This window comes from Treponema denticola ATCC 35405 (assembly GCF_000008185.1).
Lineage (GTDB): Bacteria > Spirochaetota > Spirochaetia > Treponematales > Treponemataceae > Treponema_B > Treponema_B denticola.
Genome location: NC_002967.9, coordinates 2064224 through 2088488, shown reverse-complemented (window position 1 = coordinate 2088488; position 24265 = coordinate 2064224). Strand labels below are relative to the sequence as shown.

The window sequence follows — 24265 nt, the reverse complement described above, 5'->3', positions numbered from 1 at the left end:
GCTGCGGCTTTTAGAGGTTCACATTTAGGATTATAAATTTATGGGAGTTTATAGATGAAAAAAATATTTATCGTATTTGTTTTAATGATGTGTTCTATTATGCTTTTTGCACATTCGCCCCTATTGACCGTTGAAGATAACGGAGACGGAACTATCTATGTTCAAGGCGGATTTTCAAATGGAGCTTCGGCTGCCGGTGTTAAACTTTATCTTACCGATAAGGCTTCAGGGCAAAAAATCTGGGAAGGAGAATTCCCCGATGTAGGCGAACTCAACCTGCCTATCCCGAATGTTCCTTATACTGTAACCTTTGATGCAGGGCCGGGCCATATTATCGTAAAAGACGGTCCCGAACCCGAAGGCGGTTTCGGCAGTCAGGCTGCTTCTTCTGAAGCCGCAGGAGAAAACGAGTCAGCCGGAGATGTTGCTCAGGCTCAAAAACCCGTTGCTGTCTCCGGTTCCGCAGGTTGGGTTCCTATGGATACCGTTTCGGCAATGCCTAGTGTCGGTCCTTCGTTTACGGCAATCTTGGCCCTTGTACTTGCCGTAATAAATTCGATACTGATTGTCTTCCTCTTTAAAAAACAAAAAAGGTAGGTGTAAAAAGTGAAAAAGCTATTTTTTTCCGTATTGCTATGCTGGACGGCTTTGGGCCTTTTTGCTCACTTTCAAATTATTTATACTCCGGCTTCAATAATCGAAGCTTCAAATAACAAGGTTGATTTTATAATTTCTTTTACTCATCCCTTTGATTCCGGCCTTACTATGGACATCGGTAAAAATGAAGCAGGCGAAATAAAAGGCTTAAAGGAATTCTATTCCGTCCATAAAGAAAACAAGACCGACTTAATGCCCTTTTTAAAAAAGGGAGAATTTGAATCTGCGGAAAACAAGGCCTTTGCATATACCTTTGAATTTGATAAAGAGGCCGGTTTTAAGGGAGGCGGAGACTGGGTCTTGGTTGCCGTTCCTCATCCTTATTTTGAAGCAGCCGATGACGGATATATTCAGCAGATAACTAAGGTCTTTATCAACAAGGCCGGACTTTCGACCGATTGGCAGTCAAGGGTTGCCGAAGGTTATCCCGAAATTTTGCCTTTGGTAAAGCCCTACGATATTTGGGAGGGCGGTGTGATCCGTGCCCTTGTTTTGGACTCCGATGGAAAACCCGTGCCTTATGCTCAGGTTGAATTTGAAAACATGAACTACGATGTGGATATGACAAACAAGAAATTTACCGGAGAACCTAAGCTGCAAAAAGCGGGTGCCGGAATGATAATGGCCGATAATACCGGCGTTTTCGAGTTTATTCCTCCTTGTCCGGGATACTGGGGCTTTGCCGCCCTTAGAGTAGGGAAGGAAAAGGAATTCGGAGGAAAAGAACTTTCTCAAGATGCCGTTATTTGGTTTGAGGTCAGCAAGATTGAAGATGCGGCCGAACAGGCTGATAGCACAAAACAAGCCGATATATCTTCTTCTGACGGAGAGCCTTCTGAAAGAGCAAAACCCAAGGAAGGATTTTCGCCTGCGGCCCTGATAATAGTAATCTTGCTTTTTGTGGTTATGTTCGCTTGGCCGCCTATCTTTAAAAAGATTTCGGATAAGGCTGAAAATAAGTAGGATAGTAAATAGATAACAAATCCCCATTGGTGTCCCGTTGGGGGCTTGCTTTTTTTTTGGAAATATTTATAATTACCCGAAGGTTATAGACAAATAAGGTTCTTAAATTAATTTTTAAGATTAAAAGGGAAACCGGTGAAAAACCGGCACAGCCCCCGCTACTGTAATTGAGTTTGTTTATCATAATGCATCTATGTATTGGAAGCATAAGCCACTGTTAATATGGGAAGGCGATAAACTTTAAATCATAAGTCAGGAGACCTGCCTATTTGTATTACGAAATCCTTCGGAGGGAAGGAAAATCGGAAAACTCATTATTGTACAACTCTATTTTATTGTCAGCTTTTTCTATAAGCGGAGCTGATGCCTTGCGTTTTTCGTGTTTTCTTTATTTAATCTCCGATTTATTTTTAATTAAAAGTTTGCTGTTCCGTCTTTGGGGGCTTGCTTTTTTTTTAAGAATAAGATAGATTGTAAGTGCTGATTTACATTTGGATTTGAAAAAAAAGATTTTTCCGTGAGTTTAAAGCAAGACTTTTGGTCCTATCTTTTTTTGAACTTAAGATTATGAGTCTTTAGACTAAAATATTTGTAGGAGAGTTTTTTATGAAAAAGCGTACAGGAATAGTTTTATTTTTATTCTTGGTATCTATGGCTTCATTTGCACACTTCCAAATGATTTATACCCCGACCTCAAGAGTTGAAGGCAACTCTGTTGATTTTAAGATTGTTTTTACACATCCTGCAGAATCAGGACACGCAATGGATGTCGGTAAAAACGAGGCCGGAGAAATCAAAGGTTTTGAAAAATTCTTTTCCGTGCACAAGGCAAAGATTCAGGATCTTCTTCCCTCATTAAAGAAAACAGAGTTTACAACTTCAGAAAATACGGCTTCAGCCTATGACCTTACCTTAAATAAGGATAACGGTTTTAGAGGAGGCGGAGACTGGGCTCTTATCGCTGTTCCTCATCCTTACTATGAAGGTGCTGAAGATAAGTATATCCAGCAGATTACCAAGGTCTTTATCAATAAGGCAGGTCTTGATACGGACTGGAGTGCAAGATGTGCCGAAGGTTATCCCGAAATCATGCCATTGGTAAAGCCTTACGATGTTTGGGTAGGCGGACTTTTCAGAGGTACTGTTGTAGACTCAAAAGGCAAGCCTGTTCCCAATGCGGAAATTGAAGTTGAATATATCAACTTTGATGTAAACATGAAAAAAAGCAAATTTGAGAAGAAGGCAAAAACAAAAAATGCCGCTGCCGTTATTTTAGCAGATGAAAACGGAAACTTCTCCTTTGTCCCTCATAAGGCCGGATACTGGGGCTTTGCTGCCCTCGGTGCAGGTAATGTAAAAGAATTTGCCGGTAAAGAACTTTCACAGGATGCCGTACTTTGGATTGAAGCAGTGCCTGTAAAATAAGGATTGCCTTATGACATTGGGAATGGTTTTGACTATTTCGATAGTTGCAGGTGTGATTCTCTTACTCATCCGTAAATATTACAGGATATTTAAGGGTAAGGCTTCGGCCTGCAGCTGCGGAGAAAAAAATATCAATCCTAAGAGCGGCTGCGGTTGCGGATGCTGCGGCTGTTCCGCGGAACATAAAAAAGGCTAGTTTCTTTTTACTTTAAGTCAAGAATTGTTTCTTGTTTAAATAAAAAGTTAGCTAATATAACTTATATTAACTTAAAGGAGTTTAATTATGGTTAATAAAAGAATGGGTGCAAAGATTGCACTTATACTGGTTACACTCGCAGTTATTTTTACTGCCTGTAAAACAATGCCTGCTGCAAAAGATAATAAGCTTGCAGCCGGAATGGAGTTGGCCGCCTGGAAGGGCGAGTGGGTTTCAGCAGATATCATAAAAAACAACCCGTCTTTAAAAGCAGCTTATAAAAAAACAGCTGCAGATATGCGCTTTTATACACCTGAAGGCCTTGAAGCTGCTGCCTTGGACATGTACAAAACACCGGCGGTAAAGGCAAAATTTGACGGTACAAACACTGTTCTTTTTACATATTTGGATAAAGACGGTAAAGAAATACAAATTTCAGTCAAATACAAGTACTTGGGACAAAAAGCTGATGGTGAGTATCCCGATTCTATGTGGGAGACTTTTGAGGCTGTAGAAGATAAGCTTGATAATGCAAACTTTAAGTATTTTATATCAATGCCTCCTCATGCTCATGGTGACGGACCAAAGCACTGGCATGCCCGTTTTGGAAAATACGGTATTGACAACCTTGTAACCGGTGCAGGAAGATGGCCTACGTACTATTCTTCATCTACACCTGAAGCTGAGCTTGTTAAGATGTTTGAATCTTCAATCCCAAATATGCCTAAATGGAATCCTGCTTCTCCCTTTGAATCCTATGCCAAGTACGGCAAATGGATCAACTCTTTATCTATTTTTGAAAATACAAGTAAAGAAGTTGAAGCTGCCTATGCAAAGGTTATAAAAGAATTTGCAGGCAAAAATCCCAAGGGCGGAGATTTTACAAAGGCTGAAATTATTGCCGAATTACAAAAAGGAAATAAATCCGTTAAAGATTATTCCCACATGGAGTTTATTGTAAAAGACGGAAAAAATGAACTTGTTTTCTATAAAGGAAATAAAGAGATCTTTAGATCAAGCTATGTTCGTGTTGGTGCAAGTCCTTCAAAGCCGTATATGACGATGAAGGCTGAAAGAAAAGATGCCGGTATGTTTTCTTTGATTTCATTTGTAGTTGTACACGGTAAAGCTCCGATGCTGCATTTCCACTTGTGGTACGGTAATAACGAAAAAGAAATTGAAGAGTTTGAAGGAACACCTACTTGTTACAGGACAGCTCTTACAGACGCTGAAATTGCAGCAGCTGTAGAGAAATCTGCAAGAACTCTTTTAGAAAGATTAACAAAGGCTAAAAAATAATTTTTTTTGGGAACCTATTTTTAGGTTCCCAATTTTTATTAAGTTTATCAATATTTGATAATACCTTATTTTGACATAAGGAGGTTACTATGTCTACGAAAAATTTCGGTGCAAAACTTGTATTAGTTTTGATGGTTCTTGCGGTTACTTTTACTGCATGTAAGTCGATGCCTAACACAATCGGAGGCATGAAAATTGAACCCGGTAAAGAACTTGCCGCATGGAAAGGTGAATGGGTTTCGCTGGATTCCGCAAAAAATGATCCTTCTTTAAATCCTGTATACAAAGAAGCGGCCGCCAAAATGGAAAACTATACCGTTGAAGGTTTCAAATTGGCTGTTGAAGGAATGTATAGAACATCATTTTCAAAGATAAAATTTGACGGAACAAACACTGTTGTGTTTACCGTAAAAGATGCTGATGGAAAAGAAAAAGAAATTTCTTCCGAGTATGTTTACAAGGGAAAGGTGCCTGTTATAGGTTATGACGGATATTACTGGGAAACTTTTGAAGCCGTAAAAAATGTACGCGGCCTTACTATGGCAAAATATATTATCTGTTTTCCCCCGCATCAAGATTCCGAAGGGGGACTGCTCCATTGGCATGTAAGAACAGGCGGATCCGGTATTGACGCATTGGTAAAAGCAGATACTATGTGGTGGCCTACCTATGTGTCTGCTTCAATGACAAAAGAAGAACTTGTAAAGAATTTTAAAGATACCATAGGAGCTGTTGCGGGCATGTTCCCAAAATCTCCCTTTGAGCCTTATGCAAAAGAAGGAAAATGGATGAATAGCTCTTTAATTTATGACAACACAAGTGCTGAGGTTAATGCCGCTTATAACAAAATCATTAAAGAATTTGCCGGTAAAAATCCTAAGGGCGGAGATTTTACAAAAGCTGAAATTATTGCCGAAATGAAAAAAGTATACGGCACGACAGATCTTTATACTCATATCGAATTTGTTACCGAAGACGGTAAGAACGAATTTGTAGTCTATAAGGACGGAAAAGAAATTCATCGAGCTGCTTATAAGAGAACTGCTGAAAATGCCTCCAAGCCCGGATTGCTTGCTGTGGTAACTGATAAAAAAGATGCAGGAATGTTTAAGACAATTTCTCTTACGAGTGCAGGAGGAAATCCTTTACATTTCCATTTTTGGTATGGTATGAATGATGCCGATTTTTCCAAAATTAAAGAGAAGCCTACATGTATACCTGCAAATACACCAAACAAAATGATTGCAGAGAGAGTTGAAAAATCTTGCCGCAAGATTTTAAAAGGTATTGTTGAAAAATAATTGTATTGAGACTTTTTATAGGAGAGAATAAAAATGAAAAAAAGAACAGCTATCTTTATTTGTTTTTTAGTATTGGGAGCAGCTCTTTTGTTTGCTCATGCCCCGATATTGCACTGTTATGATAACGGTGACGGAACTTTTACCTGTGAGGGCGGTTTTACCGACGGCTCATCTGCTGAAGGTGTAGAAATTCGAATCGAAAATCCTAAGGAAAAAGATGCAAAAAAGAAGGTTATAATTAAGACCAAGCTTGATAAAAATGGCGAGATAACAATTAAGTACGCCGATATCAAGGTAAAAGACTTTTTAATTATCTTTGATGCAGGCCCCGGCCATGTGGTAAAAGTAAAATCAAGCGATATCGAAAAATAAGATTTACTTGATTTTTTTTAAAAAAGGGACTTTGTTTTTTACACTGTCCCTTACAATAAACCTCATTTTTTTTCGTTTAAAAGAACATCGGCACTGTGCCAGCTTAAAGTTGCACATTTTATACGTGCCGGCATTTCGGCAAAATATTCCAAGATTTGAGCATCTTCCAATTCTTCCTTTTCTTCTTCCGAAATTTCTTTTCCGTTCATCATCTTAAAAAATATTTCTACCTTGCGTTTTCCTTCTTCGGCATTTTTTCCTTTTATAAGTTCAATCAGCATATTTGTAGAAGCCGTAGAAATGGCGCAGCCCCTTCCTAAAAAAGAAGCATCTTCTATGATTCCGTCTTTTTCCCGGATAAGCAGGGTAAGGTCATCACCGCATGAGGGGTTATGGCCTCTTTCTATCTTTACTCCTTCGCCGGAAAGTTCGCGGCAGTTTTCTTTTTTTCGGGAGTATTCTAGAATCATTTCCTGATAAATCGTATCTATGTCCATTTATCTTCCTTATCGATATTATTTTTAAGTTTTTTTAATCCTTTAAAAAAACGCTTTTTACTTTTTTTAAGGCTGTGATCATGACGTCTATGTCTTCCTTGGTGTTAAAAATAGAAAAACTTGCACGGCAGCAGGAATTTATATTTAGGTAAGCCATCAGAGGCTGAGTACAATGATGTCCGCTTCGAACCATAACACCGTATTCGTTTAAGATGTAGGATGTGTCATGCGAGTGCACGTCTTTTACATTGAAGGCGATTATACCCGCTCTCTTTTCAGCATCGGTGCCGTAGGTTTCTACAAAGTCAAGTTTTTTTAATTCGGAAAGAGCATAAGAGTCCAATTCTTTTACGGTTTTTTCTATATTGGCATAACCGATTTTTTCGATATATTCTATTGCGTGTTTAAGAGAAACTATGGCAGCTGTATCGTGGGTTCCGCCTTCGTATTTATAGGGAGCTTCCTTAAACTCGCTTGATTCTTCTGTAACAAAGTTGATCATATCTCCGCCGTATAAAAAAGGCGGCATCTTGTCCAAGAGCTCTTTTTTTCCGTAAAGAACCCCGACACCGAAGTCCGAAAAAATCTTGTGTCCCGAAAAAACTAAAAAGTCGCAGTCAAGGGCTGATACGTCCTGCTTGTAGTGAGCAATGGCTTGGGCTGCATCGACTACAACAACGGCTCCGCTCTCATGGCTTAGTTTTATTACCTCTTCTACAGGGTTTATAATTCCTGTAGCATTTACCACGCTTGAGATGGCGACCACCTTTGTTTTAGAGGAAAGTTTAGCCTTAAAGTCATTTATATCCAAGGTGCCGTTTTTGTTAAGATAGATAAATTTTACGGCAGCCCCCGTTTGTTTTGCAACAAACTGCCAAGGTACGAGGTTTGCATGATGGTTTGATACCGCCAATAGAATTTCATCTCCGGTTTTAAGATTCGATAAGCCGTAACAATAGGCAATTATATTGAGAGCCTCGGTAGAATTTTTTGTAAAGATAATGCTTTCAATTTTATCGGCTCCGATAAACTCGGCTGTTTTTTTTCGTGTTTCTTCAACCAATATGGAAGAGGCTATTGCAAGGGAATGAGAGCCTCGGCCCGCATTTCCGTTTGACTGTAAAAAATATTCTTTTATGCCTTCTATAACCGGCATAGGCCTTTGTGCCGTTGCCGCCGAATCCAAATAATGAATGTTAGGATTTTGCATAAGCAATGGAAAATCGTTTTTGTACATCTATTTCTATGCTCCTTAAAGCCGCATTTCTCTTTATTTTACATAAAAATAAGCCTTTTGTCCAGCAATGGGGGAGTGGGGATCAGGGCAACTGAATTATAAAATCGAACTATATAAGTTGACAAAAAGTAATACATATTGTATAATGAAAATATGGAAAACGGAAATACAACACAGCGTCTTTTTGAATGGGATTACGAGAAAGAACAGCGTAATATGAAAATACATAAAATCTCATTTGAAACCGCAAGACTCGTTTTCAATGATAACAACCGAATTGAATTATTCGATATAAACCACAGCGGGGCAGAAGACCGTATTATCACAATAGGAAAAGTAGACAAAGTACTTTTCGTTGTTTACACCGAACGAGGAGAAAAAACACGGATCATATCCGCAAGAGCCGCAACAAAAGCGGAAAGGAGACTTTATGGCAATAGTTACATCGGTTTTACATGGTAACGAAAAACCGACCAAAGAACAAATTGAAGAGATTAGGCGTGCCGCAAAGATGCCTATTGTATACGATGAAGATTGCCCACCCTTAACCAAGGAGCAAATAAAGGAATTTGCACGTATAGCCAAAGAACAGCGAAAGCTTCGAAAAAAACAGGTAGTAGCAATCAGGCTTTCACCCGAAACCGCTGAAAAAGTCAAAGCCCTAGGTAAAGGCTACAGCTCTGTGTTAAGCCGTATCATTGATGAGGCCTTTCGAAACCCCGAACTCCTGCAAAAATGTTTATAAAGTGGCAATGAATGATTAAAGGAAGGATTGGGCGCTGACGGGATCGAACCGCCGACATTCTGGGTGTAAACCAGACGCTCGTACCAGCTGAGCTAAGCGCCCAATGACATGGATGATATTACAAATCACAAAAAATGTCAATACATATTTTGTAAAAAAATGAAGTTTTTTTGCCGCAGTCTTATCGCTTCTTTTTGAGCTATTTACTTAATTTTACGAGCCCCGGCACCGGCTGAGGCTTAATAAATTTTATAAACTTAAAGGGGTGTATATCTATTGCATTTGAATACCAGCCGCCTATGGAATAAATATCGATAATATTTACGCTTAGCCTATAGGATATCGGAATAATCACGCTCTCTCCCAGCAAGAGCTCTTCTGCCTTGCTCAACATTTCGTATCGTTTTTTAAAGTCTTTTTCGGCATGGGACTTGAGGATTATTCTTTCAAATTCCTGATTTTTCCAGTCCGAGTCATTGAGGTTGGAATTCGGCCGGAACATCTCCAAAAAGGCCAGAGGGTCTGCGAAGTCCCCTATCCAAGTGATTGTTCCCAAATCGTAATCATTTGTTTTTAGGCTGTTATAATAAGCATTCAAAGAAATAAGCTTAACTTCGGTTTTTACCCCGATTTTTGCCCATGCGGCCGATAGAATTTCGGCTAATTCTTGATAATATGTATTTTCGGGTATTTTAATTACCACCTTTTTTTGTTCTTCGTTTAAATTAAGTTTATTTATGATTTCTTGGGCTTTTTGCAGGTTATATTCATTTACACCCTGAATTTTGGGGTAGCCTGCAAGGGGAAAAATCAAAGTTTCAGCCTTTATGGGATAGCCATTGCGTAATTCCTCATAGGGAACAGCTAAAAGAAGGGCCTTTCTAAACTCCGCATCCTTAATATTCGGAGATGAAGTCTTAAAGAAAAAATAATCAGTTGCAAAAAGAGGGTCGATATTTACACAACGCTGATCGCCTATTTTAGAAATCACATCGCTTCTTGAAAGCCAATGAATCTTCCCTATATTGAATTTTTCTATAGCGTCTTCCTTGCTTAAATCGAGGAAGAGGTTTATTTGAGGAATCTGGACATTATCCTTATCCCAATAATTTTCATTTTTTACCAAAATCAGCTCTTTTTCGGAAAATTTTTTTATCTTATAGGCACCGCTTGATATGGGTTTAAAGCTGTCCCTTAATTTTTCTATTCTTTCGATGTTAGAAAATTTTAAGGCCGCTTCAAGCTGGGAGGCTTCAACGGCTGAAAAGGCATGATGACATAGAATGTTGGGAAGGTGTTCAATTTCGGTATTTGTGGTTACTAAAAGAACTTGCTCGCTTTCGGCTTTTATTCCGACCTGATTTTTATTTTTTAGTTTTCCGTTACGGTAATCGGCAGCTCCGTCTATGCAGTCTAAAAGTGAAGCATATGGATGATTGCCTGCGGGGTTTAAAAGATTCAGCCATGAATCGACAAAGGTTTGAGCCGTTATGGGTTTTCCGTTTTCAAATTTTGCATCTTTTCTGATTGTAAAACGCCATGTTCTTCCGCCTGAAACACTGTACTTTTCGGCAAGAGCCGGAACCGGCTGCAATGTATAAGGATCATATACAAAAAGGCCTTCACAAAGGGCCGTTAAGATTTGGGCTTCCCCGGCATCGAAGGCCGTATGAGGGTGAAGCATTGGTATTCCTGAAGTTATGGAAATATTCAGTTCTTTTTTTTGGTCTTCTTGTGAAAACAGACAAAAGGATAGTAAAAACAAAAATAATGCTAATAGTTTATTCTTCATATAAGCGACATTATATTGTTTTTTTTATTATTATTCAATCGGATTATACTTTAGATAACTCCAAGTTTTTTCATTTGGCTTACTTCTTCGCTGAGAGCCTGATATTCGGCCCTGTATTGGTTTGCCTTTATAATCGAATTTGTGATTGTTGTAATTTCTATCTTAATTCCTCTTATTTTGCTTCTAAGCTCAGGCTTTACGCTTTTATAAAATTCGTCAAGCCCACCAAGCTGTTTCAGCATCTCATTGCTGTCGCTTATGTATTTTGTAAGGCTGTTAAAAAGAAGCTCATTAGGCATTGTTTTTATTTTTTGATTGACAACCGAATTCGGCATCAAAATACTTTGGAATAAGGCTATTTTTTGAAGCACTTCTTTTTCAAAAACGGAATAGTTAATTGTTTGTTTTTTTGTATTTTGATTGATATTATCGGTAATTATGATTGTTATATGCTTTTCAGGCGGTTCCAATTTTAAAATTTGCCTGAAAATTTCAGCAATTTTTCTAAATACCGTATTTTCCGATTTATAAACCAGCTCCTGATTTGATTTTATTTTATCCAGTGCTGCTTTTAAGTGAGGAGCGGAATTTGAAAGAACCCGTAAGCCCGATATTAAAATAGGTCTGTGGTTGACTTCTTTATTTTCAAAAGAGCTTTCCTTTGGTTTAACTTCAAGGCGGGATAGAACCTCCTGCTGTAATATGGCCGAATCATCCCCGTAATCTTCTCTGATTATTTCGACTATAAGATCCGTGTAAAAAGGCTTTTTTTTGAGCTTTAATGTGAAAATTTTTTTTATTTCCCTTAGAATGTTTGAAGGATTTGCACAATCCTCTTTTGTTATCTTTACTGAAGGTATAATCTCTCTGCGTATTAAAAGCTTGTATTCTTCACGGTGAAAGATGGAAAGGCTTTTAAGCTGGGTATTGATATAGGTCTCGCTTTTTGCAAGATGGGCTACGGAATCCCGTAAAAGACTGCTTGATAATTGGTCGGGGCCTTTGAAAAGGTTATTTATTATATCGGCTATAGCCCGCGTATTTGTATGATTTGATGTATTTGTAAAATCCGACCAAATAAAGGTACTGTTTAGGTCAAGAAGGATGGCAATTCTTTTGGGAGTTAAAAACTCGGTATTAAACTGATAATAATTGTTTACAAATTCCAGCATTGTTTCATAGTGGGCCAAACGGGTGCCTATAACGCTTGCTTTTTCCGAGTCTGCAAAGTTTTCCTTGCTGGGAATTTCAACCTCAGTCATTTTACTGTCATATTTATAAGGATCATCATGGATGACCCGTTTTTTTAAAAGAGTGCTTCTGACTGCGTGAAGGGCACTGCTTTGAATATTGTAGTTTTCCCTCACCTTGGGAAGAATTTGAGAGTTAAACTCATTCCTTTTTGTTTCAAGTATTACCGAAAGTTCCTCAACAAAGTTTTTTCTATTTTCCATACCCCACTTATCGGCATTTTTCCCTTTTTGTATAAGTATATAATAAGTAAAGATTTTTACCGGCCTTAGGGGTTTGACAAAGTTCTTCTTTTATCGTATTCTGTTATACATGTTTGTTTCAGTTGTTATAGATCCGGGTGGAAGGGAATCGGCTTCTCATCTCGCAGAAGTTCTAACGGCCAACGGCTTTGAACGGGTTCAGCATGCCTGTTGGGAATCGGTAACAATAAACGATGAAGGCCTTGTTACATTAAAGCAGGATATAGACCGAGTTACCGACTATTATGATATAGTCCGCCTTTATCAATATCCTATTCAGGATGTGTTTGCCGTAACTACGCTTTATAAAAAAAAGTGGAGGAGGGTGCTTGTACGCCCGCCTGCAAAAAAGTTGGAGAATTAAACCTTATGGAAGACTATAGATCAAATTTAGAAGCCTTAAAAAACGATATCTCTAATATTTGGGGGCGTCTTTGACCCCGAGGCGGTTAAAGCAAAAATAGCCGAAAAAGAAGCTATAACCTTAGCTCCCGATTTTTGGAATGACAGTAAAAAAGCCGAAAAAATTATGGGCGAGATAAAGGCCCTTAAAAACAGAATTTATCCTTGGCAGGAGCTAATGGATGAGGTTTCCGATTTGGAAGTTTTGATGGAGCTTTCGGAAGAATCCGGCAATGAAGAACTGTCTGAAGAAATCGGCTCAAATTATAACTCGGTTTACGAAAAATATAAAAAATTAAGTATATTGAGCCTCCTTTCAGGTGAGGTCGATAAAAACGATGCCTACCTTACGGTTCATGCAGGGGCAGGGGGAACTGAGGCCTGCGATTGGGCCGGTATGCTGGTGCGCATGTATTTGCGCTGGTGCGAGTCCAGAGGCTTTAAAACGGAAACCATAGATGTGGTTGAAGCCGAGGGCGGAATAAAGTCTGCAACATTTCAGATTTCAGGCGAATTTGCCTTCGGCCTTTTAAAAAGCGAAACGGGGATTCATAGGCTGGTGCGTATCAGCCCTTTTGATTCCAACGGAAGGAGGCATACATCTTTTACATCGGTCTTTGCTTTTCCTGTCCTTGATGATACGATAGAAGTCGATATACGCCCTGAAGACTTGCGTATCGACACATACCGAGCCGGAGGGGCCGGAGGCCAACACGTAAACAAAACCGACTCAGCCGTACGTATTACCCATATTCCAACCGGAATAGTTGTTGCCTGCCAAACTCAAAGGAGCCAAATCAGCAATAGGGCTACGGCTATGAATGTTCTAAAATCAAGGCTTTATAATTATTATGAAGAACAAAAAGAAAAAGAGAACATGAAGTTTGCAGCCGAAAAAAAAGGTATTTCTTGGGGCAATCAGATAAGGTCCTATGTTTTTCAGCCTTACACAATGGTAAAAGATCACAGGACAAAGTATGAAACGGGAAACATTCAGGCTGTAATGGATGGAGACATAGACGAGTTTATAAACAGCTTTTTAAATACAAAGATTGAAGATATGAGTATTGATGAGGACGATTCTCTATGATATGTATTGTATGCAAATCCGAATTTTTGGCAGCCGATATAAGAGCAATATGTCTTTCTCATGTAAACGAAACAATTAAGATTTTGCCTCAATCTTTGCTTTTGCATACATTAACAAATGAAGATGTCCGCCTCGTTTTTTTTGATTCAAGCCTTTTTACGGATACGGCTTCTTTTAGAAAAAAAAGCCCTCATACTCAATTTGTTGTTATTTCTTCTATCGGGGATGAAGGTCTTGCAGAAAAAGCTCTTATCTGCGGCGCCTCGGATTTTTTATTATGCCCATTTACGGAAAAAGGAGTTACAATCTGCTTATGAGGTTCTCCTTTAAATTGAAAAAACTTATTTTTTTATCCGTATTTTTTTTTATAGCTTGTTTTTTATTTTCACAAAAGAACGAAGATGAAAATTCCTATTGGACTATTGCCGTTTCGGAATTTAAAACGGACGGTCTTCCCTCTTCTTATCAAAGTTATAAAACGATAGTGCCTGAAATGTTTTTAATCTACATGGATACCGGAGCAAAAAGAATAGTCCCCTTTGAAGAAAAAAAAATGAGGGCTGTGATGGAAGCTTCAAATAAAAAGCTGAGGCTTATAAAAGACAGGGCAAAACTTATAAAAGAAAGGGATGAGCTTTTTTTGTCGGTTGAAGACAAAAAAATAAAAGACGAAAAAGAGAAAAAACTTACGGAAGAAATTTTAAAAAAAGAAAAAAGTATTTATGAGGCCGATATAGATATCAAAATTGAAGAAACCCGTTTTTTTAGCTCGAGTCATCCTAAAAATATAAACTTATGGAAGTACGGAGAATCTTTATATACGATGTCTGAAAATGCCGACCTAGGTGAAAACTTAAAAAAAGAAAATATCTCGGCTCTTATTTACGGCTCGGTAAAAGATATTTCGGGCTATATGGTTATAACCGCTTATTTGGATATGGGGATTCCCGGAATGAAGGTTCACGAATTTTCGGGGGCCGGAAGATATGATGATGTTGAAAAAGTCGTAGAAATGATGGTGCGTCAAATATACACGATTATTCAAAATACAAAAGAGGTAAAGGTGTTTTTTGATGTTACTCCTAAAAATGCAAAGGTTTATATTGACGGTGAGTTGATACGGGATTTTTCAAAACCCATAATGCTGCGTGAAGGGTTTTATCAAATAGGTGCATCTGCTCAAGATTATGTTGAAGAAACAAAAAAACTGGAATTAAAAAATAAGGATGCCTATACCTTAAAAATCAATTTAAAAAAAGAGGAATCTGCGACAATCGGTTTTAATCTTAAAAGTGCTTCTCCCAATTTATTTTTTAAATCCCAATACTCTATTCGTATTCCCGGAATTATAACTATACCTAAGATGAAGTCTATTTTTGAATTTGAAGAAAATGGTATTCATACCTTCGGTGTTCTTGAGCCGAAGAATAACACTTTTTCTCCTCAAAATGTTCAAAACATGATTATAAAGTTAAACAAAAAAAATGTAAAAGATTCGATAGAAACTCAACGAAAAATTTTATATTGGTCTTTAGGAGCTTTGTACATAAGCCTGCCTATAACGATGATTTTAAATTCTAAAGTAGATGATCAAGTATACGCTTTTAAAAGCGGAAAACTTCCTTATACACAATCCGAGATTGACCGTATAAACAGACTGGGAATAACTCAAAATGTTTTCCAGGGGATTACGATTGCTTTGGGTATTAATTATTTTGTACAGTTGATAATCTATCTGGTAAAGGCTGATAGGGCCTTACCGCGAAAGATAAAACCTAATTATTCAGTTCCTGTTTATGAGGAAGTTAAGACTGATAAAGATACTGTAGTTAATGATAAAGATACGGTTATTAAAGATGAGGAGAATAAAAATGAAGAATAAAAGTTTTGCTGCCGGATTAAAAAAACTATTCGGTTTATATAAGGGACCGGAAGAATCTTTTTTTGAAGATTTAACCGATACTCTGATAGAAGGAGATATAGGTGCAAAGACGGCCCTTGAAATAGAAGCTTCTTTAAGAGAGTTATGTAAAAAGGAAAAACTCGTTTCTGAAGATGATGTTTTAAACGGTCTTTATAATATTTTATTACCCTATGTAAAGGTAACTTCTTTAATTCCGGAGAAAGACAAGGTTTCTATTTATCTTGTTCTAGGTGTAAACGGTGTAGGAAAAACAACTTCAATAGGAAAGATGGCTCATTATTATAAAGAAAAATACGGTACGCCCATCATTTTGGCCGCCGGAGATACTTTTAGAGCCGCTGCAATTGAACAGTTGAAATTTCACGGTGAAAAAAATGATGTGAGGGTTGTCGCTCATCAGCATGGGGGAGACCCTGGTGCAGTCATCTTTGATGCCGGCGATGCAATGGCTTCATCAGGCGGAGGCCTCGTTCTTGCAGATACGGCGGGAAGACTTCACAATAAAGACAATTTGGTAAGGGAGCTTCAAAAAATCGACAGGATTGCAAAGACAAAGGCTTCTGAAGGCTGCTATAAAAAGATATTGGTATTGGATGCAACTACTGGTCAAAACGGTTTAAGGCAGGCCGAAGTTTTCCATGAAGCTATAGGAGTCGATGCGGTCTTTTTAACAAAGTATGATTCTACGGCGAAGGGCGGCGTTGCCGTTACGGCAGGAAAAGAGCTTAACCTTCCCATGCTTTTTGTCGGAACCGGAGAAAAATATGAAAACATATCTCCTTTTTCGGCTGAAAACTATGTAAAGGAATTTATCGGAAAAATATAAATGAGTTTAAAAAAAATATTATGTTTTGTTTTTATTTTATACTCTCTTTTTATTTTTGCAGACGGATCGGAAAATTCTGATGTTCAATCCCCTCCTGTTAAAGAAACCGAAGATCAAAATTTGCCTGCAACCGAAAATAAAAATTTATCCGAAAACGAAAAAGATCCGGAAGAATCCGATAAGGGGTTTTATTCCATTCAAAGCTCCGGGCTTACGGCCTGTTTTGGCGACAGGTGGTTTTTTGAACAACTGGATGATAAGGGCAGACCTCTTATTTCCGTTCTATATGAAAAAGATAAACTTATAGAAAAAAAAACATATACCTACAAAGACGGTTATCCTGAATCTTGTGAAGTCGTTTTATCGGATAAACTTATCAAAATAAAATATAATCAAAAAAAAATGGAAACCGAAAAAATCGTTTACGATGCGGAAGGCAAAAACGAGCTCGAAAAAAATATTTATACTTATAATGAAAATAATTTATTGATAGAATCGTTTTTAAAAAAAGAAGGAACCGAATATATTTCAAAGTATGAATACGGGCCTGAAAATAAAATAAAATCCAAAACCGACTTTGTAAACGGAAATAAAATTTCTTACACGGAATATATGACGGATAAAAAGATAGTTCATTTATTCGAATATGGAAAAGAAGTCGGTGTGATAGAGGAAGAAACATAAAATGAAAAAGAATAATTATAGATGGATTTTTTTTGTTTTAAATAGATTTAATTCCGCAGATACAAAGGGGCGTTCTTCAATCTCGACTCTTTTTTCCATATTGGGAATTGCCTTCGGTGTAATGGTCTTGACCGTGATTCTCTCGATAATGAACGGTCTTCAAATGGGATACATAGATACAATCCTGCAAGTTAGTTCGGGTCATATAAGGTTGTACGGCGAAAAAGAAGATCTAAAAGAAGCCGAAAATTTAAACCTCCATAAGGCTTTTTTTATTTTTCAGGAATCTCAAACATTGATGCAGGGAAATTACGGCAAGCAGCACGGCGTTTTAATCCGTTCGGTGGAAGAAGATATAATGCAAAAAGACAAAGGGCTTGCCTCTGCCTTAAAAATAACTTCCGGTTCTTTTAATATCTTGGAAAAAGATTCTGTAATTTTGGGTTACGAGTTGGCCCGCCAGCTCGGTGTAAAAGTAGGGGATAATGTAAATATTATAGCCGTGTCAGGTTCATCCGAAACAAGTCTTTTTCCTGAAAATCAAGACTTAATTGTTACGGGTATTTTTAAAACGGGATATTATGAGGTTGATTCTTCCTTTGCCTTTATGTCTTTGGAAAACGGAGAAAACTTATTCGGAAAAGAATCGAAGCTCTATGCCTCCGTAAAACTACAAAACCAAAACAATGATGCTGCCTATATATCTTCCCTAAATGCTTCATCCCTTAATTTAAAAGCGGAATCATGGCGTACTTATAATCATGCTTTTTTCGGAGCTCTCAGAATAGAAAAAAATATGATGATGCTTTTGGTTATTTTAATTTTTTTGGTTGTGTCGGTTAATATTTATAACGGAATGCGGCGTTCAATTTATGAGAGACGGGAAGAAATTTCCGTTCTTGCTTCTCTTGGGGCTTACTCCAAACATATACAGGCTCTTTTTATTGCAAACGGTTTTACGATAGGTTTGATAGGTGCAAGTGCCGGCCTTTTATTGGGGCTTTTGCTATCGGTTCAAATAAATTCTATTTTTAATTTAATAGAAAATATAGTAAATTCGGTTTTAAGTTTTGTATCCATATTGTTTCAAAATTCATCCGATGCTGATTTTTCCGTTTTTAGTCCGGTTTATTTTTATATGGAAACCGTTCCGGTTAGAATATTTTTTAATGAAATTTTATTGATTTTTTTGTTCGGCATTTTTTCCTCATCCGCTGCGGCCATGATAGCTGCGAGACGGATATTAAAATTAAAGCCGGCGGAGGTATTACGCTATGAGTAAGGATATAGTTTTAATTTCCGGTTTAACCAAAACATTTTCTTCGGCAAGTGAAAAACTTGTAATATTCGATAAACTGAATTTTTCCATTGAAGAAGGGAAAAAGATTTCGATTACCGGAGAATCCGGTTCGGGTAAAAGTACCTTTTTAAATATATTGGGCGGTCTTGAATCGGCAGACAGCGGCGAGATTATTGCAGGTTCTTATAAGGTTCATTCGCTTGATGAAAAATCTCTCACGGAATATCGAAGCTCCTTTTTGGGTTTGGTTTTTCAATTTCATTATTTGTTAAAAGATTTTACCGCTCTTGAAAACGTAATGCTTCCCGCCCTTATTGCAGGAAGATCAAAAAAAGAAATAAAAGAAAAGGCTCTCTCCCTTTTGGAGGATGTAAAATTAGCCGAACGTAAAAATCATTTTCCTTCTCAGCTGTCGGGAGGCGAAAGACAGAGGGTTGCTGTTGCCCGCTCTTTGATAAACAGCCCCTCACTCATTCTTGCTGATGAGCCTACGGGAAACTTAGACCCTGCCAATGCCGAGACTGTTCAAAATCTTTTATTTTCTGTAGTCGATAAACACAAAAAGACCTTGGTTCTTGTTACCCATGATCAAAACATCGCATCAATGACGGATATTTCTTATAAACTTTATAAGGGCAATTTGGAAGAAGTATGAAAAATTTAGTCTTTATAAAAATGGCATTTAGATTTTTAGGTATAGGTTCGGGAAAGACGGTTTCCAATGCCCGCAAAAGTTTATTCGGTGCCGTTTTAGGTATAGGCATAAGTATAATTCCCCTCATTGTTGTTTTGGTTGTCTCTGACGGTATGATTCAAGGAATAACCTCCCGTACAATCGAGCTTGGAACGGGACATCTGCAAGTTATAAATATGCGGTCAATATCAAGCTATAAAAATGCCGAAACCGAAAAAAATGTGCGTTCATTAATTCTTGAGTTTGATGAGGGAAACTTTGTTGAAAACGCTTGGATTGAAAGGCAGGGGAACGGTTTGGTTATAGGTAAAAACGGAAGAAGCGGCGGTGCAATCCGTGCAGTCGAGCCCGAATTCTTTACTCAAAATATTAGGGCTCTTAATCTTATAAAAGTCATATCCGGCTCTCTTGAATTTGAAAATAATAAGTCTGCAATTTTGGGAACAGCCATAGCCGAAAAGCTCGGCTTAAAAGTAGGGGATACATGCAGAATCATAACCATATCTAAAAACGAAAAAGGCAAAACAATTCCCCGCGTAAGTTCATTTAAAATTTCAGGCCTTGTATCTTCAGGCTATCAAGAGCTGGATGCCTTGTGGGTTTTTATTCCTTTGGAGGAGGGCTTGAAGATTATGCCGATGAGTTCTTCTTTAACCTCAATAGTGGTTTCGACCAATGATCCCTTTGATGAAGATAAGATGCAGGCTCTTCAATTAAAATTGAACTCAATACTACCCGAAAGTTTTTCCATCTATTCTTGGGCCGACTTAAACCGCTCTGCCTTTACTTCTTTTAAGACTACAAAGAATATTTTACTTTTTATCATGTTTTTGATAGTCTTGGTTGCTTCTGCCAATATTTCCTCGGCTATTGTTATGCTTGTAATGGAGCGAAGGCGGGAAATTGCCATACTAAAGGCTGCCGGCGCCCATCCCTCGTCTATAAGCCTTGCTTTTTTGCTTGCAGGTCTTTTAACGAGCTTAGGCGGAATTATTTTGGGAATGCCCTTAGGAATTTTAGCCGCCATACATATAAACGAAATCTTTGCCTATGCAGAAAAGATTTTAAACCACATTCAAAACTTTTTTTATACCTTCGTTTATGGTACCGGCGGTACCGGAAAACCTCTTGAAATTCATCTTTTAGACCCTGCATATTATTTGGAGTATATTCCCGTAAAATTAAATCTTTTTGACCTTTACACGATAGCCGTTTCTATGTTAATATTATCGGTAGTAGTGTGTTTGATTCCTGCAGTACGGGCAGGAAAAGAAAAGCCGATAGAAATTATGAGGAAATTATGATTTGTGATATGTGTAAGTTAAACGAGGCTAAAATTTCTGTGGAACAAGTTGCAGACGGTGTGACTAAAAATATTTATCTGTGTCCGGCTTGCTCGCAAAGACTCGGATTTGGTATGTTTTCCGAAACTATCGATATTTCCATAACAAAAATACTTGGATCTAATGATAATGATGGCGGCAGAAAATCGGATCAATGTCCTGTATGCGGATTAAGTTTTAGAGAAATCGAATCTAAAAAAATGATAGGATGCTCAGACTGTTTTTCGTTTTTTAAAACCGAAATTATGGAAATATTGGGAAAAAAGAAAAAAAATCTAAAGTATTCGGGCTCTATCACGGATGATCAGTCTCCCGAAACATTTTTTGAAACTCATACTTCGGAAGAATTACATGAAGAACTAAAAAAAGCTGTCGAAACAGAAGATTATGAAAGAGCTGCTGCTTTAAGGGATGAGATAAAAGCTTTGGAGAAAAACCATGATATCAAAATTTGACGGCTGGTATATGGAAAGCGGTCCCGATACCGACGTAGTCCTATACAGCCGTTGTGATATAGCCCGCAATATATCGGGTTTTTTGTTTCCAAATAAAATTAATCTTTCCGACTCTGCTGACGTTGTTTCGCTTGTTTTTTCTTTTTTTTGCTCTTTGGGCGATTCCTCTTATTTTAAAAAGTTAAAACTTAGAGCAATGGATCCGCTTTCAATTAAGCTGCTTGAAGAAAGAGGGATTATTCTCCCCGATATGCCTGAAAAAATAGAAAAGGCCGTTTTGGTGCACGAAAACGGCTCTCTTTATATAGGCTTGAACCTTGAAGACCATATAAACATAACTTCTTTTGCTGCCGGAATGGATCCGGAAGAGGTCTATGCAAGGGCATCATTTGTGGAACTTAAAATGAGAGAAAAAATTAAATTTGCAGAAGATAGAGACTTGGGTTTTTTAACTTCCAATCTTATGAAAATCGGTACGGGACTGAAATTCTCGGTTTTATGCTCTTTTCCGGGAATCCTTTATTCCAACTGTTTAGGTTCAGTCTTGGAATTAACAAAACAAAACAATCTTAATGTTGCCGGTTACTACTCGCCGAATTCCAAAAGTTCCATAGGGGCTCTTTTTTTGATTTCAAATGCCGTATCTGCAGGCGATAATGAAGAGATTCAGACTGAGGATTTTATTTCCTGTGTAAATTCCATAATTGAAATTGAAAGAGAGAAGAGAAAAACTTTTCTAAATGAAAATACATTGAAGGTTGAAGATATGCTTAGAAGAGTTCTCGCTGTAGCTCAAAGTGCAAAACTTATGGATTTTAAGGAAGCTGCCGATATAGTTTTTAAAATAAAGTTCGGCTTAAATATGGGCTTAATTACCGGTATTACCAATGAAGAATGCAACTCGATGATTTTTAAGTCCCAAATGGGTCATCTTGCTTTTTTATTGTTAAACAGTCATACAGGCTTATCCGATAGAAATTTAAACGATTTTTCTATAGAAGAATATAGGGCTCGTACCATTCAAGAACTTTGTTCAAAAGTCCGAATTATAATGTGAGGTGTTATATGTGTCAAGGTCTTTCACAAGATGCTCATAAGCTGCTTACTCTTTTTGGTCAGCAGGAAGCCAGGCGGGTTAATGCGGATCTGTTTCAACCCGAGCATATTTTATCTGCTTTGATCCGCAATAAGGTAGGCAGGGGTTATATAATTCTTCAAAAATTAAATATTGATATTCTCAATTTACAGTTATTTATAGAACAGAACACTCCTATCCGTACAGGGGATAGAATCATAGGTGAAATTCCTCCTTCTCGAAGAATAAAGACTTTGGTCGATATTGCAACAATAGAAGCAAGGACTATGAGGCAAAGTGTTGTCGGTACCGAGCATCTTCTTGTAGCCCTCGTCAGAGAAGAAAATTCCATAATATCCGATTTTTTTATGCGGTATAATATCGTGACTGAAGACATAAGGATGATAATATTAAAAATAACCGATCAGATGGATTCTGTCCGAACCGCTAAAGCAGCCGACGTGTCGAAGTCAAAATCATCGGCTCTTTCCGAATTTGGACGTAACCTGACCGATATTGTAAGTTCCGGCAGCCTTGACCCAATTATAGGCCGCGAAAAAGAGATTAGAAGACTTATCCAAATTCTTTCCCGCAGAACAAAAAATAATCCCATCCTTGTAGGAGAGCCCGGAATAGGAAAGACCTCCATCGTTGAAGGCTTGGCCTTTTCCATAATAAATGAAAACGTGCCTCACGATTTATTGAATAAAAGTATTGTTTCTTTGGATTTAGGTTCCGTAATTGCAGGAACAAAGTATAGAGGCCAGTTTGAAGAAAGACTGAAGCAAATTATAAATGAAATAAAAGAGAATAAAAATATAATTTTGTTTATAGATGAAATTCATACCCTCATAGGTACCGGCGGCTCTCAGGGAGCGATGGACGCTGCCAATATTTTAAAGCCTGCCCTAGCCAGAGGCGAAATACAATGTATTGGAGCTACTACAGTTGACGAATACAGAAGATATTTTAAAAACGATTTAGCCCTTGAGCGGCGCTTTCAGTTGATTCAAGTTAAAGAACCGAATCCTGAAGAGACCTTTGATATACTATGCGGTATAAAACATAAGTATGAAGAACATCACAACGTCATCTATGAACCCCAGACTGTAACCAAGATAATTGAATATTCAAAACGGTATATCACGGATAGATTTTTTCCTGACAAGGCTATTGATGTATTGGATGAAGCAGGGGCAATGAAAAAAACTATCCTTGACAAAAAACCCGGCGAACTTTTTGAAATTGAAGACAAGATAAAGGTTTTGATGCTTGAAAAAGCCGAGATGGTTGAGATGCAAAATTATGAAAAAGCAGCCTTAATCAGAGACGAAGTCCTTGAGCTAAAAAACGATATATATCAAATTAAAAATAAGTGGATGACTTCTTATCAGCATCCTATTTCCTATGTTGATGAAAACGATATAGCAGAAGTTGTTGCAATGATGACGGATATCCCCGTAAATAAATTGAGCCAAGATGAGGCCGAAAGGATGCTTCATATTGAAGATGAATTAAAAAAATCGGTGATAGGGCAAGATGAACCCATATCGATTTTATCCAATTCAATTAGAAGGTCCCGTGCAGGTATTTCGTCTCCAGACAGACCCATAGGTTCATTTTTGTTTTTAGGCCCTACCGGTGTCGGAAAAACCCTTCTTGCAAAAACTCTCGCCGAATTTTTATTCGGCACAAAAGAAGCTTTAATCAGGGTTGATATGAGCGACTATATGGAAAAACATAATGCTGCAAAACTTATCGGAGCTCCTCCCGGATATGTCGGTTTTGATTCCGGCGGATTTTTAACCGAAAAAATAAGACGAAATCCGTATTCCGTTTTGCTTTTGGATGAGGTAGAAAAAGCTCATCCCGATGTCTTTAATATTTTGTTACAAATTTTAGAAGAGGGTGAGCTTAGAGACAGCAGCGGACGCATCGTCAATTTTAAAAATACGGTTATTATTATGACCAGTAATGCAGGCTCCAAGTCCATCATAAAAGAAAATCAGTTAGGCTTTAATCTTTCGGGAGATGGTGTAATGGCCTATTCCGAGATAAGAGCAAGCGCTCTTAACGAAATAAAAAAATTCTTATCACCGGAATTTATAAATAGAATTGATGAGTTGCTTGTTTTTAAGCCCTTGGATAAGGATGACATCAAACGGATATTAAAGCTTGAGCTTAAAAAATTTGAAGATAGAATTGCAAAGCTGGATTTATATATTGAGCTTTCAAAAGAAGCCGAAGATTTCTTTGCAGATAAAGGATATGACCCTGCCTACGGTGCACGCCCTATGAGAAGACTTCTTCAAAATAAAATCGAAGATGTATTGTCCGTTAAAATAATAAGCGGAGAATTTTCAAAGGGTAAGACTGCCCTTGTAGATTTTTCGGCTTCAGAGAATGATATAATAATCGGCATTAAAGAAAATCCGAATTATGAAGGTGCTTACAGCGCACCAGTTAAATGTGAGGTCGAATCCAACTGATGCGCC

25 protein-coding genes, 1 tRNA gene and 1 riboswitch are annotated in these 24265 nt (G+C 37.7%); of the genes, 21 read left to right on the top strand and 5 right to left on the bottom strand.

The annotated features are described in order from the left end of the window. Window positions 1-54 precede the first annotated feature (54 nt). The 7 genes from TDE_RS09770 to TDE_RS09740 all read left to right on the top strand — a co-directional run bounded on the left by TDE_RS09770 (window position 55) and on the right by TDE_RS09740 (window position 6213). A complete protein-coding gene (locus tag TDE_RS09770) occupies window positions 55-597 on the top strand; it encodes a hypothetical protein (protein ID WP_002679856.1) in 543 nt (180 codons plus the stop codon). Window positions 598-606: 9 nt separating this feature from the next. Beyond that, entirely contained in the window at window positions 607-1620 is a 1014-nt protein-coding gene (locus TDE_RS09765; RefSeq protein ID WP_010957139.1) for a DUF4198 domain-containing protein, read from the top strand. Window positions 1621-1699: 79 nt separating this feature from the next. Beyond that, window positions 1700-1902: riboswitch (cobalamin riboswitch) on the top strand. A 324-nt stretch (window positions 1903-2226) separates the two neighbouring features. After that, a complete protein-coding gene (locus TDE_RS09760) occupies window positions 2227-3045 on the top strand; it encodes a DUF4198 domain-containing protein (RefSeq protein WP_002679851.1) in 819 nt (272 codons plus the stop codon). Window positions 3046-3055: 10 nt separating this feature from the next. Beyond that, window positions 3056-3241, top strand: coding sequence for a hypothetical protein (locus tag TDE_RS09755; RefSeq protein WP_002679849.1), 186 nt, complete (start codon window positions 3056-3058; stop codon window positions 3239-3241). An 87-nt stretch (window positions 3242-3328) separates the two neighbouring features. Then, complete coding sequence (locus TDE_RS09750; RefSeq protein WP_002679847.1) at window positions 3329-4540, top strand: ZinT/AdcA family metal-binding protein; 1212 nt, start codon at window positions 3329-3331, stop codon at window positions 4538-4540. An 89-nt stretch (window positions 4541-4629) separates the two neighbouring features. Then, a complete protein-coding gene (locus TDE_RS09745) occupies window positions 4630-5841 on the top strand; it encodes a ZinT/AdcA family metal-binding protein (RefSeq protein ID WP_002679845.1) in 1212 nt (403 codons plus the stop codon). 33 nt (window positions 5842-5874) lie between these two features. Beyond that, complete coding sequence (locus TDE_RS09740) at window positions 5875-6213, top strand: hypothetical protein (RefSeq protein ID WP_002674683.1); 339 nt, start codon at window positions 5875-5877, stop codon at window positions 6211-6213. A 62-nt stretch (window positions 6214-6275) separates the two neighbouring features. Here the strand turns inward: TDE_RS09740 and sufU are convergent, their stop codons facing one another. Together sufU and TDE_RS09730 are read right to left on the bottom strand one after the other, a co-directional pair. Continuing rightward, complete coding sequence (gene sufU / locus TDE_RS09735) at window positions 6276-6710, bottom strand: Fe-S cluster assembly sulfur transfer protein SufU (protein WP_002668316.1); 435 nt, start codon at window positions 6708-6710, stop codon at window positions 6276-6278. A 34-nt stretch (window positions 6711-6744) separates the two neighbouring features. Beyond that, complete coding sequence (locus tag TDE_RS09730; RefSeq protein ID WP_002679842.1) at window positions 6745-7947, bottom strand: SufS family cysteine desulfurase; 1203 nt, start codon at window positions 7945-7947, stop codon at window positions 6745-6747. A 153-nt stretch (window positions 7948-8100) separates the two neighbouring features. Between TDE_RS09730 and TDE_RS09725 the strand changes: the two genes are divergently transcribed. Both TDE_RS09725 and TDE_RS09720 read left to right on the top strand, forming a co-directional pair. Next, window positions 8101-8409: a BrnT family toxin gene (locus TDE_RS09725; RefSeq protein ID WP_002679831.1), complete on the top strand. Its 309-nt coding sequence runs from the start codon at window positions 8101-8103 to the stop codon at window positions 8407-8409. Continuing rightward, window positions 8378-8692 (top strand): BrnA antitoxin family protein, encoded by a 315-nt coding sequence (locus TDE_RS09720; protein ID WP_002679825.1) that lies wholly within the window; start codon window positions 8378-8380, stop codon window positions 8690-8692. Before TDE_RS09725 ends, TDE_RS09720 begins: the two co-directional genes overlap by 32 nt. 28 nt (window positions 8693-8720) lie before the next feature. On the opposite strand, the gene TDE_RS09715 is transcribed toward TDE_RS09720, so the two are convergent. The 3 genes from TDE_RS09715 to TDE_RS09705 all read right to left on the bottom strand — a co-directional run bounded on the left by TDE_RS09715 (window position 8721) and on the right by TDE_RS09705 (window position 11938). Beyond that, window positions 8721-8794: transfer RNA gene (locus TDE_RS09715), tRNA-Val, on the bottom strand. Window positions 8795-8891: 97 nt separating this feature from the next. Beyond that, window positions 8892-10376, bottom strand: coding sequence for a peptide ABC transporter substrate-binding protein (locus TDE_RS09710; RefSeq protein WP_002679823.1), 1485 nt, complete (start codon window positions 10374-10376; stop codon window positions 8892-8894). 158 nt (window positions 10377-10534) lie between these two features. Beyond that, a complete protein-coding gene (locus TDE_RS09705; protein ID WP_002679821.1) occupies window positions 10535-11938 on the bottom strand; it encodes a hypothetical protein in 1404 nt (467 codons plus the stop codon). A 109-nt stretch (window positions 11939-12047) separates the two neighbouring features. On the opposite strand from TDE_RS09705, the gene TDE_RS09700 reads away from it, so the two are divergent. The 12 genes from TDE_RS09700 to TDE_RS09645 all read left to right on the top strand — a co-directional run bounded on the left by TDE_RS09700 (window position 12048) and on the right by TDE_RS09645 (window position 24259). Beyond that, a complete protein-coding gene (locus tag TDE_RS09700) occupies window positions 12048-12341 on the top strand; it encodes a hypothetical protein (protein ID WP_002668328.1) in 294 nt (97 codons plus the stop codon). Between the two features lie 5 nt (window positions 12342-12346). Beyond that, window positions 12347-13469 (top strand): peptide chain release factor 2 gene (gene prfB, locus TDE_RS09695; protein WP_245522415.1). Its coding sequence is split into 2 segments (ribosomal slippage): window positions 12347-12412 and window positions 12414-13469, totalling 1122 coding nucleotides; the frame shifts between segments, so codons are not numbered across the junction. Then, complete coding sequence (locus TDE_RS09690; RefSeq protein ID WP_002668331.1) at window positions 13466-13786, top strand: response regulator transcription factor; 321 nt, start codon at window positions 13466-13468, stop codon at window positions 13784-13786. The genes prfB and TDE_RS09690 overlap by 4 nt, the downstream gene beginning before the upstream one ends. After that, window positions 13783-15351: a lipoprotein gene (locus TDE_RS09685; RefSeq protein ID WP_002679819.1), complete on the top strand. Its 1569-nt coding sequence runs from the start codon at window positions 13783-13785 to the stop codon at window positions 15349-15351. The genes TDE_RS09690 and TDE_RS09685 overlap by 4 nt, the downstream gene beginning before the upstream one ends. Then, window positions 15341-16219 (top strand): signal recognition particle-docking protein FtsY, encoded by an 879-nt coding sequence (gene ftsY, locus TDE_RS09680; protein WP_002668333.1) that lies wholly within the window; start codon window positions 15341-15343, stop codon window positions 16217-16219. The genes TDE_RS09685 and ftsY overlap by 11 nt, the downstream gene beginning before the upstream one ends. Then, window positions 16220-16903 carry a hypothetical protein gene (locus tag TDE_RS09675; RefSeq protein ID WP_002679817.1) on the top strand — a complete coding sequence of 228 codons (684 nt, stop codon included), beginning with the start codon at window positions 16220-16222 and terminating at the stop codon, window positions 16901-16903. 1 nt (window position 16904) lies between these two features. Further along, window positions 16905-18185: an ABC transporter permease gene (locus TDE_RS09670; RefSeq protein ID WP_002679815.1), complete on the top strand. Its 1281-nt coding sequence runs from the start codon at window positions 16905-16907 to the stop codon at window positions 18183-18185. Next, a complete protein-coding gene (locus tag TDE_RS09665; protein WP_002668339.1) occupies window positions 18178-18858 on the top strand; it encodes an ABC transporter ATP-binding protein in 681 nt (226 codons plus the stop codon). The genes TDE_RS09670 and TDE_RS09665 overlap by 8 nt, the downstream gene beginning before the upstream one ends. Continuing rightward, on the top strand, window positions 18855-20201 hold the full coding sequence (locus TDE_RS09660) for an ABC transporter permease (RefSeq protein WP_002679814.1): 1347 nt from the start codon (window positions 18855-18857) through the stop codon (window positions 20199-20201). Before TDE_RS09665 ends, TDE_RS09660 begins: the two co-directional genes overlap by 4 nt. Next, window positions 20198-20695, top strand: a complete 498-nt coding sequence (locus TDE_RS09655) for a UvrB/UvrC motif-containing protein (protein ID WP_002674811.1) — start codon at window positions 20198-20200, stop codon at window positions 20693-20695. The genes TDE_RS09660 and TDE_RS09655 overlap by 4 nt, the downstream gene beginning before the upstream one ends. Further along, window positions 20679-21752 (top strand): ATP--guanido phosphotransferase, encoded by a 1074-nt coding sequence (locus TDE_RS09650; RefSeq protein WP_002679813.1) that lies wholly within the window; start codon window positions 20679-20681, stop codon window positions 21750-21752. The genes TDE_RS09655 and TDE_RS09650 overlap by 17 nt, the downstream gene beginning before the upstream one ends. 8 nt (window positions 21753-21760) lie before the next feature. Further along, the gene (locus TDE_RS09645; RefSeq protein ID WP_002679812.1) at window positions 21761-24259 is read left to right on the top strand and encodes an ATP-dependent Clp protease ATP-binding subunit; all 2499 of its coding nucleotides are present in this window, start codon (window positions 21761-21763) and stop codon (window positions 24257-24259) included. Window positions 24260-24265 lie beyond the last annotated feature (6 nt).

Excerpts from the sequence above, each read along its gene's own strand:
- TDE_RS09770 (WP_002679856.1), top strand. The coding sequence starts at position 55 with ATGAAAAAAATATTTATCGTATTTGTTTTAATGATGTGTTCTATTATG.
- TDE_RS09760 (WP_002679851.1), top strand. The coding sequence starts at position 2,227 with ATGAAAAAGCGTACAGGAATAGTTTTATTTTTATTCTTGGTATCTATG.
- TDE_RS09755 (WP_002679849.1), top strand. The coding sequence starts at position 3,056 with ATGACATTGGGAATGGTTTTGACTATTTCGATAGTTGCAGGTGTGATT.
- TDE_RS09750 (WP_002679847.1), top strand. The coding sequence starts at position 3,329 with ATGGTTAATAAAAGAATGGGTGCAAAGATTGCACTTATACTGGTTACA.
- TDE_RS09745 (WP_002679845.1), top strand. The coding sequence starts at position 4,630 with ATGTCTACGAAAAATTTCGGTGCAAAACTTGTATTAGTTTTGATGGTT.
- TDE_RS09740 (WP_002674683.1), top strand. The coding sequence starts at position 5,875 with ATGAAAAAAAGAACAGCTATCTTTATTTGTTTTTTAGTATTGGGAGCA.
- sufU (WP_002668316.1), bottom strand. The coding sequence starts at position 6,710 with ATGGACATAGATACGATTTATCAGGAAATGATTCTAGAATACTCCCGA.
- TDE_RS09730 (WP_002679842.1), bottom strand. The coding sequence starts at position 7,947 with ATGTACAAAAACGATTTTCCATTGCTTATGCAAAATCCTAACATTCAT.
- TDE_RS09725 (WP_002679831.1), top strand. The coding sequence starts at position 8,101 with ATGGAAAACGGAAATACAACACAGCGTCTTTTTGAATGGGATTACGAG.
- TDE_RS09720 (WP_002679825.1), top strand. The coding sequence starts at position 8,378 with ATGGCAATAGTTACATCGGTTTTACATGGTAACGAAAAACCGACCAAA.
- TDE_RS09710 (WP_002679823.1), bottom strand. The coding sequence starts at position 10,376 with ATGCTTCACCCTCATACGGCCTTCGATGCCGGGGAAGCCCAAATCTTA.
- TDE_RS09705 (WP_002679821.1), bottom strand. The coding sequence starts at position 11,938 with ATGGAAAATAGAAAAAACTTTGTTGAGGAACTTTCGGTAATACTTGAA.
- TDE_RS09700 (WP_002668328.1), top strand. The coding sequence starts at position 12,048 with ATGTTTGTTTCAGTTGTTATAGATCCGGGTGGAAGGGAATCGGCTTCT.
- TDE_RS09690 (WP_002668331.1), top strand. The coding sequence starts at position 13,466 with ATGATATGTATTGTATGCAAATCCGAATTTTTGGCAGCCGATATAAGA.
- TDE_RS09685 (WP_002679819.1), top strand. The coding sequence starts at position 13,783 with ATGAGGTTCTCCTTTAAATTGAAAAAACTTATTTTTTTATCCGTATTT.
- ftsY (WP_002668333.1), top strand. The coding sequence starts at position 15,341 with ATGAAGAATAAAAGTTTTGCTGCCGGATTAAAAAAACTATTCGGTTTA.
- TDE_RS09675 (WP_002679817.1), top strand. The coding sequence starts at position 16,220 with ATGAGTTTAAAAAAAATATTATGTTTTGTTTTTATTTTATACTCTCTT.
- TDE_RS09670 (WP_002679815.1), top strand. The coding sequence starts at position 16,905 with ATGAAAAAGAATAATTATAGATGGATTTTTTTTGTTTTAAATAGATTT.
- TDE_RS09665 (WP_002668339.1), top strand. The coding sequence starts at position 18,178 with ATGAGTAAGGATATAGTTTTAATTTCCGGTTTAACCAAAACATTTTCT.
- TDE_RS09660 (WP_002679814.1), top strand. The coding sequence starts at position 18,855 with ATGAAAAATTTAGTCTTTATAAAAATGGCATTTAGATTTTTAGGTATA.
- TDE_RS09655 (WP_002674811.1), top strand. The coding sequence starts at position 20,198 with ATGATTTGTGATATGTGTAAGTTAAACGAGGCTAAAATTTCTGTGGAA.
- TDE_RS09650 (WP_002679813.1), top strand. The coding sequence starts at position 20,679 with ATGATATCAAAATTTGACGGCTGGTATATGGAAAGCGGTCCCGATACC.
- TDE_RS09645 (WP_002679812.1), top strand. The coding sequence starts at position 21,761 with ATGTGTCAAGGTCTTTCACAAGATGCTCATAAGCTGCTTACTCTTTTT.